We start from the raw sequence: 14,635 nt of genomic DNA, 5'->3' as shown, positions 1-14,635 counted from the left end.
CCGACTGTGGTAGGGTTGCAACGATGATGGCCAAGAGCGGCGGATCCTCCTCCCTGCCGACGGCGCGCCTCCCGCGCTGGCGTCGGCGTCTGGCACTCGTCTTCCGGCGTGGCTCGCTGTTCGGCCTGCTGGAAGGCGCGACGCTGATCGCCGCCGCGCTGATCCTCGCCGGCAGCTGGGCGCTGATCCGCGAATCCGGTTCGCCCGAACGCCAGCTCAGCCCGCCGCTGGTGGCGCTGCTGCTGGTAGGCAATCTCGTGCCCCTGATCGGCGTGATGGTGCTGCTGGCGCGGCGCGTGGCGCGGCGGCGCGCCGGCGGCGCGGGCGGGCGGCTGCATGTCCGGCTGGTGGCGCTCTTTTCGCTGATCGCCGCCATCCCGACGCTGTTCGTGGTGATCTTCGCCTCGCTGCTCTTCCAATATGGCGTGTCCTTCTGGTTTTCGGACAAGGCGCGGACGGTGCTGGAGAGCGCCGACCGCGTCGCGCAATCCTATGTCGCCGAGAGCATCCAGCGGCTCGACGACGAGATGGTGCCGATGGCGAGCGACTTTCGCGACACCATGGCGTGGCTGCCCGTCGACGATCCCAAATTCTCCTATTTCCTCGCCCAGCAATATAGCTATCGCCACCTCAACGAGCTGGCGCTGATCGGCCTCGGCCCCAACCGGGCGCCCTATCTGCTGGCCTTCACCAATCTGAACCGCGATCGCCCGGTCGGCCAGCTCCTGCCCGAGCCGATGGTGGCGGGGCTCAGCCGTGGCAAGCCGGTGACGACATCGGCCCCCGACCGGATCGAATCGCACATCGTCGTCAATGCGCGCGCGGGGATCTATCTCTACGCCTCGCGGCGGGTGGATCCGCTGGTGCTGAAGCAGGCTTCGCGCGCAAGCTCCGCGATCGGCGATTACCGCCAGCTGATCGAGCGCTCGCGGCTGCTCCAGCTCCAGTTCAATGCGGCCCTGTTCCTGCTGTCGCTGCTGATCGTCGCCGCCGCGATCTGGATCGCCTTCACCGTCGCCGATCGCATCACCCGGCCGATCACCGGGCTGATGGAGGGGGCGCGGCGGATCACGCTGGGCGATCTCTCGGTGCGCGTGCCGGCGCCCAAGCAGCGCGACGAGATCGGCGTGCTGGCCACCGCCTTCAACCGCATGACGCGGCGGCTGGAGGAGCAGACGGGGGCGCTGGTCGCCGCCAATCGCCAGCTCGACGCGCGCCGCGCGCTGACCGAAGCGGTGCTGCGCGGCGTGTCGGCGGGCGTGCTGTCGGTCGATCGCGAGCGGCGGGTGCGGCTGCTCAACCGCTCGGCCGAGGCGCTGCTCGCCCAGCGCGACGATAATCCCGTGGGCCGGCCGCTGGCGGAGATCGCGCCCGAACTCGATCCGCTGATCGACGCCGAGGCGCGCGACGCGGTGGTGCAGTTCGCCTCGGCCGGCGACATGCGGACGCTGGCCGTGACGGTGCTGCCCTCCGCCGACGGCTATGTGCTGACCTTCGACGACATCACCCAGCAGCTGCTCGACCAGCGCCGCGCCGCCTGGTCCGACGTGGCGCGGCGGATCGCGCACGAGATCAAGAATCCGCTCACCCCGATCCAGCTTGCCGCCGAGCGGCTGCAGCGGCGCTATGGCCGCGAGGTCCAGTCCGATCCGGCGGTGTTCGAGCGGCTGACCCAGACGATCGTCCGCCAGGTGGGCGATCTGCGGCGGATGGTGGATGAGTTTTCCTCCTTCGCGCGCATGCCCAAGCCCGTGTTCAAGCCGGAGCCGATCGTGGATGTGGCGCGGCAGGCGCTGTTCCTGCACGAGGTGGCGCATCCCGGCATCCGCTTCGATCTCGCCGCGCCCGATCCCTCGCCGATCCTGGTGTGCGACCGCCGGCTGCTCGGCCAGGGGCTGACCAACGTCGTCAAGAATGCGGTGGAGGCGATCGTCGAGAAGCCGGAGCGCGGCGCGGCCGAGCATATCGCCATGGCGATCGTGGAAGAGGAGGGGCGGATCGCCATCGAGGTGGCCGATACCGGCATCGGCCTGCCCGCCGAGCGCGAGCGGCTGACCGAGCCCTATATGACCACCCGCGCCGGCGGCACCGGGCTGGGCCTCGCCATCGTCCGCAAGATCGTGGAGGAGCATTTCGGCACGATCAGTTTCCGCGACCGCCCGGGCGGCGGCACCATCGTTCGCATCCTGCTCGATCCCGCCACGCTCGCGCCGCTCGCCGGCGAGGGCGGCGATGGCGATGAGGAACGCGCGCTTCCCGAACTCACCCGCATGAAGGCCGTCTGACATGGCACTCGACGTACTCGTCGTCGACGACGAACAGGATATCCGCGAACTCGTGGCCGGCGTGCTGGAGGATGAGGGCTATGGCGCCCGCACAGCCGCCGACAGCGACGCCGCGCTCGCCGCCATCCGCGAACGCAGGCCGAGCCTGGTGCTGCTCGACGTGTGGCTGCAGGGCTCGCGGCTGGACGGGCTCGATCTGCTCGACGAGATCAAGCGGCGCGATCCGTCGCTGCCGGTGCTGGTCATTTCGGGCCATGGCAATCTCGATACGGCGGTGGCGGCGATCCGGCGGGGGGCCGCCGATTTCATCGAGAAGCCCTTCGAGGCCGAGCGGCTGCTGCTGCTGGTGGGCCGCGCGACCGAGACCGAGCGGCTGCGGCGCGAGAATGCCACGCTGCGCGCGCAGGTGGGGCAGGAGGAGGAGCTGACCGGCCAGTCCGCCGCGCTCAACACGGTGCGCGCGACGCTGAAGCGGGTGGCCGCCACCGGCAGCCGCGTGCTCATCACCGGCCCCGCGGGCGTGGGCAAGGAGGTGGCGGCGCGGCTGCTCCATGCCTGGTCGAACCGCGCGGCGGCGCCCTTCATCGTCGTCTCGGCGGCGATGATGACCCCGGAGCGCGTCGAGGAGGAATTGTTCGGCGTCGAGGAGGGCGGCGAGCTGGTGCGGCCCGGCCTGCTGGAGCAGGCGCATGGCGGCACCCTGTTCCTCGACGAGATCGCGGACATGCCGCTCACCACCCAGGCGCGCATCCTGCGCGTGCTGACCGATCAGGCCTTCACCCGCGTGGGCGGCGGCCAGGTGGTGCGCGTGGATGTGCGTGTCGTCTCGGCCACGGCGCGCACGCTGCAGGACGAGATCGCCGCCGGCCGCTTCCGCGAGGATCTCTATTACCGGCTCAACGTGGTGCCGGTGCATCTGCCGCCGCTGGCGGAGCGCCGCGAGGATATTCCGCCGCTGGTCCGCCATTTCGTCGCGCGCTACGCCGCCGAGCGCCGGGTGCCCGCGCCCGAATTGTCGGGCGAGGCGATCGGCGCGCTTCAGACCTATGACTGGCCGGGCAATGTCCGCCAGCTGCGCAACATCGTCGAGCGCACCATCATCATGGCGCCGGGCGACCGGCTCGCCTCGATCGATATCGACATGCTGCCGCCCGAAGTGCTTTCCGAGCAGGAGAAGCTGGCGCCCAACAATGCGGCGCGCGCGATCATGGGAACGCCGCTGCGCGAGGCCCGCGAGACGTTCGAGCGCGAATATCTGCGCGTGCAGATCCGGCGCTTCTCGGGCAATATTTCGCGCACCGCGAGCTTTATCGGGATGGAGCGCTCGGCGCTGCACCGCAAGCTCAAGTCGCTCGGCCTGGCCGATATCAAGGACGGCGAGGAATAGCGGCGGCGCGCGCCGGCCCGCCGCGCGCACCCCCCGGCGGGATCAGCCGCGCAGGAAGCGGAAGCGATCCTCGTCCGACTGGTCCGGCGCGAAGCGATAGCCGTCGCTGTCAAAGGCTTTCAGATCATCGGCGCGCGCGAGCCGATGCTCGCACAGGAAGCGCGCCATCATGCCGCGCGCCTTCTTGGCGTGGAAGCTGACGATGCGCGGCCCCTTCGGCCCCGGCTCCATGAACTCCACCGTGACGATCCGCGCCTTGGGCGGCGCCTGGGCGATCACCTGCCAATATTCCTTGCTGGCGAGATTGACGATCTCCCCCGATCCCTCCGCCTTGAGATCGCGGCCGAGCAGCGACGCCACGCGATCGTCCCAATGCTGATAGAGGCTCGGCGCATCGGGCGCCCATCGCGTGCCCATTTCGAGCCGATAAGGCCGCATCGCGTCCAGCGGTCGCAACAGGCCGTAGAGGCCCGAGAGGATGCGCAGATGATCCTGGGCGAAGCGCACCGCCGGCTCCTTTAGGCTGTGCGCCTCCAGCCCGGTATAGACATCCCCGGCAAAGGCATAGAGCGCGGGCCGCTGCGGCGCCCGCGCAAAGCCGCGGAAGCGATCGCGGTTGAGCGTGGCAAGGCTTTCGCTGATGCCCATCAGCCGCTCGAGATCAGCCGCCTCGAGCCCGGCGGCGGCGCGGGCGAGGGCGGCGGCCGCCTTGGCGAGGCGCGGCCGTGTGGCGGCGACGTGTTCGGGCAGGGGGCGCTCGTAATCGAGCGTCTTGGCGGGCGAGAGGAGCGCGAGCATGGCTGCGCGGCTAGCAGAGCGGGAGGCCGCGTCAATGCCATGGCTCCGATCGCTGCGCGCGGCGTTCAAGCGGCGTTCACGTGACAGGCGCGAGCCCGTTCGGCGGTACGCATGCTTGAACCCGGCAAGGGCGAAGGCTAGCACCACGGACGCGGCGCGTCCCCGGTGCTGCAGGAGGAGATTCCCGAATGAAGTTCGCAACGACGACTGCCCTTGCGGGGGCGCTGGCCCTGGGTATCGCCGGCATGACCGCCAGCCCCGCGCTCGCCAAGAAGAAGGAAGAGGCCGCGCAGCAGGGCGCGCAGTTCAGCACCGCCTTCCGCCAGGCGGCCCAGCCGGTGCAGAAGGCGATGCAGGCGGGCGATTATGCCGGCGCCAAGGCGGCGCTGCCGGCGCTGCTCCAGGCGGCCTCCACGCCCGACGACAAATATCAGGGCTATCTCATCCAGCTGCAGATCGCGCTCAAGGAGAATGACGCGGCGACGCAGAACAGCGCCATCGACCAGATCCTCGCCACCGGCAAGGCGACGCCCGAGGTGACCAAGCAGATCCTCAATGTGCGCGGCGTCAACGCCTTCAACTCCAACGATCTGGCGACGGCGGACAAGGCCTTCACCCAACTCGTCCAGCTCAATCCGCAGGATGGCGACACGGCGATCCTGCTCGCGCAGACCAAGCTCCGCGAGAAGCAGCCCCAGGCGGCGCTGCCGGTGGTGGACCAGGCGATCCAGGCCAAGAAGGCCAGCGGCCAGCCCGTGCCCGAGGATTGGTATCGCCGCGCGCTCGCCATCGCCTATGACGGCAAGATGCCGGCCGAGACGGTGAAATATGGCCAGCAGCTGATCAGCGCCTATCCCTCGCCGGCGGCGTGGCGCACGGTGCTGCAGACCTATCGCGACACCAACCGGCTCGACCAGCAGACCGATCTCGACACGCTGCGGCTGATGCGCGCCACGGGCGGCCTGGCCGGCGAGCGCGACTATTTCGAATATGCCAATCTCGCCAACGACAAGGGCTTCCCGGGCGAAGCCAAGGCCGTGATCGACGAGGGCATGGCCTCGAACATGGTCGACAACCAGGCGCTCAAGAACAGCAAGGTGCTAAACGAGATCAAGAATCTCGCGGCGCCCAAGGTCGCGGCCGACAAGGCTTCGCTGCCCGCGCTGGACAAGGCGGCGCGCGCCGGCGCCGATGGCAAGAAGGCGCTTAATACCGCCGACGCCTATCTGGGCTATGGCATGTATGCCCAGGCGGCCGATCTCTACAAGATCGCGCTCTCCAAGGGCGGCGTCGACCCCAACATCGTGAACCTGCGGCTGGGCATGGCGCTGGCGCGCGCCGGCCAGAAGGACGCGGCGGTGCAGGCGCTCAACGCCGTCACCGGCCCGCGCCAGGCGCTCGCGCAATATTGGGTGATCTACGCCAATGTCGGCCAGGGTTCGGCCACGGCGGCGCCGGCGCCCGCGGCGGGCTGATCACGCACCCCTTGCGGGCGGCGCCATCGCGCGTCGCCCGACCGGCGGCCCGGATCTCGCCAGGCGAGGCCCGGGCCGTCGCGCGTTCAGGCGGGGTCCACCGGCACGCCCGGCTCGTCCTTGGAGGTGCGGATCGTCAGCGAGGTCTTGACGCTGGCGACATGCGGCGCGGTCGTTAGCCGCGAGGTGAGAAAGGCTTGGAAGGCCTGAAGATCATGCGCGACGATCTTGAGGATAAAATCGATCTCGCCGTTCAGCATATGGCATTCGCGCACCTCGGGCAGGGTGGCGATATGGGCCTCGAAGGCGCGGAGATCCTCCTCGGCCTGGCTCCGCAGCGAGACCAGCGCGAAGACGGTGATGCCATAGCCGAGCGCGCCCGGATTGAGCTTGGCATGATAGCCGCGGATGACGCCGCCCTCTTCCAGCGTGCGCACGCGCCGCAGGCAGGGCGGCGCGGTCAATCCGGCCCGGCGCGCCAGTTCGACATTGGTGATCCGCCCGTCCTGCTGCAGTTCGGACAGGATGGTGCGGTCAATCGGGTCGAGCAACAGGGACGCACTGCGCACGAGATGATTCCTTTCTCCTTGCATCAGGGCTCTATAATAAAGTTGCCGCGGGTTGCAATTGTCCCACTATGCGCCAGGCGCGGCAGCGCCGGCTTTGTGGCCGATGCGCGCAAGGGATAGGCAATCTTTATCGGTCAGTTAGTCACAGGCGGCCGCGATCGGCCGCCACGGTGCGCGGGCGATGGGTTGCGCGGCGTCGGGAGGTTCGGCTTGCGATTTGACGATATGCTCGCGACGGTGCTGGCCCGCGTGCCCGAGCGTCCGTCCGCGCGCGTCACGCAATGGCGCCAGCTGCTTGATCTGCTCGCCCAGCGCCGCGCCGAGGATGGCGACGCGCTGCTGGAGGATGCGCTCGGCCGCATCCGCGCGCTGCGCGACGTGGTGCCGCTCGGCGCCCGCCGCGATGCCGCCGCCTCGCTGGCGGTCCGCCCGCTCGCGCCGGCGCTGGTCGCGCTGGTGGCCGAGGATGTGCCCGCCGTCGCCGGCGCGCTGCTCAGCCGCGTCGTGCTCGCCGATCATGAATGGCTGTGGCTGCTGCCCCAGCTCTCGGCCGCCAACCGCGTGTTCCTGCGCCAGCGGCGCGACCTGGGCGGCTATGTCGAGGCGGCGCTGGCGGGCTTCGGCGCGAGCGATTTCGTGCTGGCCGAGCCGGTCGGCGCGGCGCGGCCGGCGCGCGCCGAACCCCGCTTCGACGATGGCGATGACGAGGCAGAGCCCGAACTGCCGCTGGAGGAGGAGGGCGATGCGCCCTTCGCCCCGGGCGAGGGCGAGGGGCAGATCCGCTCGATCATCAGCCGCATCGCCCGCTTCCGCACGCGCCGCGAGGACGAGGCGGTGCCCCCCGCGCCGGCGCAGCGCGCCAGCCTGATCCGCTTCGAGACCGATTCCGCCGGTATTTTCCGCTGGGTGGAGGGCGTGCCGCGCGGGCCGCTGATCGGCGAGACGATCGCCACCCCCGCGAGCGGCGCCTATGGCGTGGACGGCCAGGCGCCCGGCGCGTTCCGACGCCGCGCCGCCTTCCGCAACGCGCGGCTGATGGTGGCGGGGCAGGGGCCGGCGGCGGGCGAGTGGCGGATCGCCGGCGTGCCCGTGTTCGATCCGCGCGACGGCCGCTTCCTGGGCTATCGCGGCACCGGCCGCCGGCCGCGCGCGGACGAGCGCGCCGAGGCGGCCGCCCATCCCGATTCGCTGCGCCAGCTGGTGCACGAGCTGCGCACGCCGCTCAACGCGATCGGCGGCTTCGCCGAGATGATCCGCCGCCAGATGCGCGGCCCCGTGGCGAGCGCCTATCGCGACCGCGCCGCCGGCATCGTCGAGCAGGCCGGCCGGCTGATGACGGCGGTGGACGATCTCGACGTCGCCGCGCGGCTCGACGGGCGGCAGCTCGATCTGCAGCGCGCCGCGCTCGATCTGCCGGCGCTGATCGCGCCGATCTGCGCCGAGCAGGCGGAGGCCTCCGCCGCGCGGGGCGTGACCTTCCGCTGGTCGATCGCGCCCGATCTGCCGCTCGCGCTCGGCGATGCCTCGGCGTTGCGGCGCATGATCGCGCGGCTCGCATCCGCCGCCGCCGCCGTCGCCGAACCTGGCGAGACGGTGGTGCTGGAGGCGCGCGCCGAGGGGACGGGCGCGCTGCTGCGCGTCACGCGGCCGCCGCGGCTCGCCGCGCTGGACGAGGCGGCGCTGTTCGATCCCGGCTTCGGCCTGGCCGGCGCGGAGGGCGACGGGCCGCTGCTGGGCCTCGGCTTCTCGCTCCATCTCGTCCGCCGTCTCGCGCAGCTTGCGGGTGGACAGTTGCGCGTCGAGCAGGGCTGGTTCACGCTGGCGCTGGTGGAGGCGGCCGCCGAGGTGGAACGGCCGACCGGCTGAGGGGGCGACGGGTGGCTTTGGGCGGACGCATCGATCATCCGCCCGCGGCGATCGACCGGGTCCGCCTGCCCGCCGATATCGGGCGGCGTTTCCTCGTCTTCGTCGATACCGAGGAGGAGTTTGACTGGGCCGCCCCGCGTCGCCGCGAGGCCCCCGCGACCGAGACGATCGCGGCGGTGCCGGGCGCACACCGCCGGCTCGCCGCTTTCGGGGTCCGGCCCATCTATCTCTTGGACTATCCCGTCGCCGCCGATCCGCGCGCGATCGGCCATCTCGCGCCGTTGCTGGCCTCGGGCGAGGCGGAGATCGGCGCGCAGCTGCACCCCTGGGTCAACCCGCCGCACGACGAGCCGCTCACCGAGCGCAACAGCTTTGTCGGCAATCTGCCCGAGGCGCTGGAACAGGCCAAGATCCGCGCGCTGACCGATCGGCTGACCGCGGGCTTCGGCCGGCGCCCGATCGTCTATCGCGCGGGCCGCTACGGCATCGGCCCGCACAGCGCGCGGCTGCTCGAGGCGGAAGGCTATCGGCTGGACTGTTCGGCGCGCGCCTTGTTCGACTATTCCGACGAGGGCGGCCCCGATTTCTCGGGCCGCGACGCCTGGCCGCACTGGGCCGGGCCGGCGCGGCTGCTGCTCGAACTGCCGCTCACCAGCGTCTTTGGCGGCCGTCTGCGGCGCCATGGCGCGCGCCTCTACCGGCGTGCCGACGCCGTGCCGCGCGGGCGCGGGCTGCTGGCGCGCACCGGCCTGTTGCAGCGCCTGCCGCTGACCCCGGAGGGCACGCCGCTGGCCGACGCCTGCCTGGCGATCCGCCTGGCGCTGGAGGAGGGGCTGCAACTCCTCTCCATCTCCTTCCACTCGCCCTCGCTGGTGCCGGGCCACACGCCCTATGTGCGCGACGCCGCCGATCTCCGGCGCTTCTACGCCTGGTGGGACGGCGTGCTCGATCTGCTGGCGCGCGAGGGGGTGCAACCGATCTCCGCCGAAGCCCTGCTCGCCGCCGCCTGGCGCGCCCGCGCCACGGGCCTGCCGCTTGCCAGCGCCGGCCCGGCTTAGTATCCGGCGGAGCGGGGCCTGTAGCTCAATGGTTAGAGCTGGCCGCTCATAACGGCTAGGTTGCGGGTTCGAGTCCTGCCGGGCCCACCAAGGTTTCTGGTTTTGGCCCCCACTGGATGGCGGAATGCTTGAAAGTGGGGGCTCCGGCGCGGCGTGCCCCCGGGCGCGAGGCGCCGGCGCGCCGTCGCGCCACGGCCGCACCTGTGGGCCGCGATCAACCTCTACATCCCTGGCGCAGAGATGGAATTTGCGACCGGTATGTCGCTGCCGCGCCGGGGCGAGGCTCGGCGGCTCGTCGCCGACCGAGGCGGGTGGATTCTGTTCAGGCTTGCGACGGGGGCGCATGCAGACGCAGCCGGGACGGGGGGATCGGGCTGGCAGGTGGCGAGGCGAGAAGATCGGGGCGGGGAGCGGGGTGTCGCACTCGGCATGAAGTTCTGGCCGCACTCGGGGCAGCGGAGACGACATCTAAAGCGTCGTCGAGTGGCCTCGCGTCCGACAGATCCTCTCACGGGGTCTGCATCCATCTCTTCCATGTCTCCGTCGCACCGTTCCGATCGCACGAAGAGGCGCGGCGCGCTTTCTAAAGCGTTTGGATAGTCGAAGCCATCGGCGCTCAAGGCTGCAAGTCCGATGATGAAGACAAACCCCGATGTTATCTTTGCGACGTCCCGGGGCTGTTGTTGCGGCGGCTTCCACATCGGCAAGATTCGTTCGAGTCGAGGATTCATGAATCGAACCGCCAGAAACGCATCACTATTCGCCATCGTCCAGCCTGTTGGCACTGTGATCATTACGTATTGGTTATCTATAGCTTGCCAGCCCTAATGGGATATGTTTCAAGATAGAGACTATCGAAAATGTCCTCCCGGCCGGTCAACTAGAACAGCCGGACAGATATCGACATAGAAGGGGGTCGCGCGAAAATGACTTAAATGATCGCATCCGACGTGCCTCGACATACCGGCGTGATCTTCCGCCATCGGCTTTGGAACTGATCCAAAGATCAAGGTCCTCCTTTAGACGAGAACATCGCCGGACCTTGCAGCGTGCTTTGGCGCGATCGCCTTCTGCTGTCCATTTCAGTTGCGCTTTTGCGAAGGCGGTGTCGACACAGGTTCCGAGAAGGCAGCATGAAAAACCGCGTCGAAGGATTGACCGGCATCCGCGGCGTCGCCGCCCTGGCTGTTCTGCTCTACCATCTCCATTTCAATCCTGCATTCGCGCAGTACAATTTCTCCCTGACATCCAGAGCTTATCTCGCGGTCGACCTGTTCTTCATTCTCAGCGGCTTTGTCCTATCCATGAGATATGACGGTCTCCGGATGAAGTCGGACGCCGCAGCCTATTTCGGCTTTCTGCTGAACCGAATAGCGCGTGTCTATCCCTTGCACCTCGTGGTCGTGACTGCTGCGACGGTCCGTCTCTTCTTCGGTACAAGCGGCAGCGGGGCCTTGCTGACCGCGCCGCAGCTTCTCGCCAACTTCACCATGTCGGAAGCGTGGGGCTTCGGGACGCCGGCCGTCTCCGGCGCTTTGTGGTCGGTCAGCACCGAAGCCATGGCCTATCTCGTCTTCCCGCTCCTCACCACGCTCGCCCGCGTCCGCCCCGCGTGGCAGACCATTGGTCTGGCCGTGATCGGGTATGGAACGATCGCCGTCTTCGGTGATGGCTCCGAGAGTATGATGGACGTCGCGTCGCTGGAGAACTCCTTCCCGCTCTTCCGCTGTCTCTGTGGCTTCGCGGTCGGCATAGTGACGCATCGGGCGTTCACGGAGGGACGGCTCGAGGCCATGAGGTCCGACCGCAGCTTCTATGCCGTCCTGCTGGCGCTGGGCGTGGCCTTCATGGTGCCCAACTCCGATCTCGCAATCGTCGCGACCTTCCCCGCGCTCGTCGTCGCCCTGGCCCATGATGGCCGTGCCGCCAGAGCGGTGTTCGGGAACAAGGTGATGGCGTATCTCGGCCTCATCTCCTACTCGCTCTACCTATGGCACCCGCTGGCGCGTGACGGTCTTGGACATGCCTACGCGATCGCCCAGACGCATCATGTCGCGATTCCGATCGCCGTGGTGGTCGCGGTCTATGTCGGTGGCATGATCATCGTGGCCGACATCTCCTATCGGCTAATCGAGGTCCGCGGACGCAAGATCGTCCTCGCCCTGCGCACGCGCGTCATGCCGCGTCGGGGCCAGGAAGATCGCCGGGCGTTCGCTCACGACCAGGTCGGACCTGCCGGCGCCGATGGCTAGGGGCATGGGCCGCCGCCTGCGCTCGGCCTTTGACGAGAACCAACCCTGTATCGCGGCCGAGCGCCCAACGCGCCCAACGCCACGTCGATCGATGTCGGCGAGGCCCGATCTGCGCGAGGTCAAGGAGGGCGGCGAGATCCGCTGTGGGAGGTGACGGACGACCTGGCGAGCGACCACATGCCGACCCAAGGCCGGGCGATCGGCATCAGTCGGCCGCTCTGCCCTATCTTCCACTTCATCCCCGCCCCAGGAGGGCTTTCCGGGGCGAAGGGCTCTTGCGCCCCACCCGTGACCGTGATCGCCCCGTCCGGACCGGGAGGCGGATCGAGAGCAGCATCTCTGTCTCCTCTCGGGTCCGTCAGGCTGGCAAGCATGGCGTCACCATCCGACAAGGAAGGAAGACGCACCGATTGGCCGTCCGGTGAGCGGACAAGTTGGGCGGTGCGCACGCCGTGCCCGCGCCAGCAGCGCCTCGCGTCTTCCTGCGGGCCCGGCCTCGACGAGACTCAATCGGGCAGCGTTCCGAGCAGCTTCCCCGCCTCGATTTCCGCTTCGCGTGACTGGAAGCCGCGATCGAGTGCGGCATGGATGCGCCGCTGCGCCGCGACCTGGGTGACGCCCTCGCCGAAGAGATCGGAGTCGCGCCGATAGTCTTCGACGGGCGGGAGCGAGATGGCGTTGATGCGCTCCTTGACGATGGCATGGCCAGTCGCCGGCATGCGCGCGATCCGATGCGCGAGCGCGGCGACGAACGGCCCGATCTCCTCCCGATCGAGGCTGCGGTTGATCCAGCCATAGCGTTCGGCGAGATCGGCGTCATAATCATCCGCACTGAGCAGAATCTCCAGGGCCCGGCCGCGCCCGACCATGCGGACAAGATGCTGCGCGCCGCCGCCGCCCGGGATCAGCCCGAACGCCGCTTCATTCTGCGCCAGGATCGCCCGGCCGCGCGCGCCGAAGCGCATATCGCAGTTGAGGACGAATTCGCTGCCCGCGCCGCGCGCGCGGCCCTCGATCTGCGCGATCGTGACCGCCCTCGTTTCGGCGAGCCTGCGGAACAGCAGCGCTATCGACGCCTCGCCGGTCAGCCTTGCCGCTTCGGCTCGATAGGCGCTCACCTTGGTGACGTCGACGTGCGAGATGAAGAAATCGGGATCGGCGCTGCGGAAGACCGCGACGCGATACGGCTCGCCGCGATCGAGCAGCTCGATCAGCGAGACAAGATCGCGGACCAGTTCAGGCCCGATGAGGTTCATCGGCGGCGCGTCGATGGTGACGAACAGGACGGCGCCCTGCGCTTCGAGCCGAAGCGTCTGATAGTCGTACATTGGGTGGACTCCTCGAACGGTAGCTGCCGGATCGTTGCCGGGGCTCAGCGGCCTGTCGTGGATGCCGGGGCCGTGAGGTCGGGCATCACGGCGCGCGCGAAGGTGCGGACGAGATCGGCGATGGCGCCGGGCGCTTCCAGCGGCGAGAGGTGGCCGACGCCGGCAAGCAGGTGCAGCTGCGCCTGCGGCACGCGCGGCAGGAGTTCGCGCCGCAGGATCGCCGGCGGATCGACGCGGTCGTCTTCTCCGGAAATGACGATCGTAGGCACCTCGATCCGGGACGCCAGCGCGGTGATGTCTTCCTGGCTGGTGGCGAGCGGCCACGCCGCGATCGCCGCCGGCGCTCCGCGCAGGCTGTCCTCGATCACCATCTCAAGATCTGCGTCGCAGAGGCCGTTCGGGGCAAGCACCTGCTCGACCGTGGCGATGATGCTCTCGCGCGTCGCGTAGGCGCTCACCATGCCCCGCCGCACCTCCTCCGGCAGGCCGAGCGGCGAGGGCGGCGATGGCGCGACGAGAACCAGCCCCTTGAGCCCGGCCGGCCGCTGGGCGGCGATCCGTTGCGCGACCTTTCCGCCCATCGAGTGGCCGACAAGGATATAGCGCTGCAACGCCATTTCGGTGATCACGCCCATGGCGTCCGCCGCTAGATCGGCGAGCGCGTAGCCGCTTTCGGGCTTGTCGGATTTTCCCCAGCCGCGGTGATCGATCGCGATCGTTCGGAACTCATCGTCCAGATCGTCGATCACATGATGCCAGGTTCGCGAGGAGCCGCCCCAGTAATGCAGGAAGACCAGAGCGGGCAGGCCCGCGCCTCTCTGCTGCACGTGAAGGTCGATGCCGTTCGAGCGGATGAACATGGTGCGTCTCCTCGCGATACCGGATCAGGCAGCGGCGCTCAGGATGAAGTCGGCGACGGCCTGCGGCTGTGACAGCATCGGCACGTGGCTGCTGTCGACATGCGTGATGGTCGCGTTCATCCGCGTCGCCATGCGCGCCTGCTCGACCGGCGGAATGGCATGATCCTGATCGCCGATCATGTAGAAGACCGGCCGATCGCGCCACGCGGCCGCCGTGAGCGTACCACCGAGCGCCGCCCCATTGATCGGCCCCTGCGTCGCATAGATGGCGGCCTTCTCGCTCTGGCTCAGATCCTGCGCGAACAGGGTGAAGGCGCCCTCGCGGCTCAGCTTCAGAAAGCCTTCGGCGTCGGGCCGCAGCTCCGCGCCGAGCGGCGCCGCCTCGAATTGGGCGAACAGCGCGCCCGCGGATTCGCCGGCATCGGGCGCGAAGGCGTCGATATAGACCATGCGGGCGACCTTCGGATCATTGCCCGCCTCGCCGATCACCGCGCCGGCATAGCTGTGGCCGACGAGCACGACCTCGCCTTCGGCCAGCGCGATCGCGCGGCGAACCGCCGCGACATCGGCATCGAAGGCCGTCAGCGGGAGCTGAACCGCCGTCACGGTCATGCCCTGCGCCGCCAGCAGCGGCAGGACCTTCGCCCAGCTCGAGCCATCGGCCCACGCGCCATGCACCAGAATGATGTTGGAGATCTTCGCCATCGTCTTGCTCCTGCGGAACGAGCGAAAGGCCGCTCGCCTTCGGTGAGGTGGA

Annotated in this window: 11 protein-coding genes and 1 tRNA gene; 7 read left to right on the top strand and 5 right to left on the bottom strand. The window is 69.2% G+C overall.

Annotation, left to right across the window (positions count from 1 at the left end; genetic code table 11):
* The first annotated feature begins 23 nt into the window (after nucleotides 1–23).
* Both LHA26_RS00420 and ntrX read left to right on the top strand, forming a co-directional pair.
* The gene (locus tag LHA26_RS00420; protein WP_252166790.1) at nucleotides 24–2,285 is read left to right on the top strand and encodes a sensor histidine kinase NtrY-like; all 2,262 of its coding nucleotides are present in this window, start codon (nucleotides 24–26) and stop codon (nucleotides 2,283–2,285) included.
* Between the two features lies 1 nt (nucleotide 2,286).
* Nucleotides 2,287–3,672, top strand: coding sequence for a nitrogen assimilation response regulator NtrX (gene ntrX / locus LHA26_RS00415; protein WP_252166789.1), 1,386 nt, complete (start codon nucleotides 2,287–2,289; stop codon nucleotides 3,670–3,672).
* A 42-nt stretch (nucleotides 3,673–3,714) separates the two neighbouring features.
* On the opposite strand, the gene yaaA is transcribed toward ntrX, so the two are convergent.
* Nucleotides 3,715–4,470, bottom strand: a complete 756-nt coding sequence (yaaA, locus tag LHA26_RS00410) for a peroxide stress protein YaaA (protein ID WP_252166788.1) — start codon at nucleotides 4,468–4,470, stop codon at nucleotides 3,715–3,717.
* A gap of 188 nt (nucleotides 4,471–4,658) precedes the next feature.
* On the opposite strand from yaaA, the gene LHA26_RS00405 reads away from it, so the two are divergent.
* Complete coding sequence (locus LHA26_RS00405) at nucleotides 4,659–5,945, top strand: tetratricopeptide repeat protein (RefSeq protein WP_252166787.1); 1,287 nt, start codon at nucleotides 4,659–4,661, stop codon at nucleotides 5,943–5,945.
* A gap of 86 nt (nucleotides 5,946–6,031) precedes the next feature.
* On the opposite strand, the gene LHA26_RS00400 is transcribed toward LHA26_RS00405, so the two are convergent.
* Nucleotides 6,032–6,514 carry an Lrp/AsnC family transcriptional regulator gene (locus LHA26_RS00400; RefSeq protein WP_437441226.1) on the bottom strand — a complete coding sequence of 161 codons (483 nt, stop codon included), beginning with the start codon at nucleotides 6,512–6,514 and terminating at the stop codon, nucleotides 6,032–6,034.
* Nucleotides 6,515–6,724: 210 nt separating this feature from the next.
* Here LHA26_RS00400 and LHA26_RS00395 point away from each other — a divergent pair, with 210 nt between their 5' ends.
* The 4 genes from LHA26_RS00395 to LHA26_RS00380 all read left to right on the top strand — a co-directional run bounded on the left by LHA26_RS00395 (nucleotide 6,725) and on the right by LHA26_RS00380 (nucleotide 11,690).
* Complete coding sequence (locus LHA26_RS00395; protein WP_252166785.1) at nucleotides 6,725–8,380, top strand: sensor histidine kinase; 1,656 nt, start codon at nucleotides 6,725–6,727, stop codon at nucleotides 8,378–8,380.
* Between the two features lie 11 nt (nucleotides 8,381–8,391).
* On the top strand, nucleotides 8,392–9,438 hold the full coding sequence (locus tag LHA26_RS00390) for a polysaccharide deacetylase family protein (protein ID WP_252166784.1): 1,047 nt from the start codon (nucleotides 8,392–8,394) through the stop codon (nucleotides 9,436–9,438).
* Between the two features lie 14 nt (nucleotides 9,439–9,452).
* Nucleotides 9,453–9,528: transfer RNA gene (locus LHA26_RS00385), tRNA-Ile, on the top strand.
* A 1,043-nt stretch (nucleotides 9,529–10,571) separates the two neighbouring features.
* A complete protein-coding gene (locus LHA26_RS00380) occupies nucleotides 10,572–11,690 on the top strand; it encodes an acyltransferase family protein (RefSeq protein ID WP_252166783.1) in 1,119 nt (372 codons plus the stop codon).
* Between the two features lie 506 nt (nucleotides 11,691–12,196).
* Here LHA26_RS00380 and LHA26_RS00375 read toward each other — a convergent pair.
* Genes LHA26_RS00375 through LHA26_RS00365 form a run of 3 tightly spaced genes read right to left on the bottom strand, consistent with a single transcriptional unit; the run spans nucleotide 12,197 to nucleotide 14,583 of the window.
* Nucleotides 12,197–13,018 (bottom strand): enoyl-CoA hydratase/isomerase family protein, encoded by an 822-nt coding sequence (locus LHA26_RS00375; RefSeq protein ID WP_252166782.1) that lies wholly within the window; start codon nucleotides 13,016–13,018, stop codon nucleotides 12,197–12,199.
* A gap of 44 nt (nucleotides 13,019–13,062) precedes the next feature.
* Entirely contained in the window at nucleotides 13,063–13,878 is an 816-nt protein-coding gene (locus tag LHA26_RS00370) for an alpha/beta fold hydrolase (protein WP_252166781.1), read from the bottom strand.
* 24 nt (nucleotides 13,879–13,902) lie between these two features.
* Entirely contained in the window at nucleotides 13,903–14,583 is a 681-nt protein-coding gene (locus tag LHA26_RS00365) for an alpha/beta fold hydrolase (RefSeq protein WP_252166780.1), read from the bottom strand.
* Between the last annotated feature and the right edge of the window lie 52 nt (nucleotides 14,584–14,635).

Origin of the sequence: Sphingomonas morindae (assembly GCF_023822065.1) — a bacterium.
Taxonomy (GTDB): Bacteria; Pseudomonadota; Alphaproteobacteria; order Sphingomonadales; family Sphingomonadaceae; genus Solisphingomonas; species Solisphingomonas morindae.
This window is presented reverse-complemented; position numbering and strand designations above follow the sequence as displayed.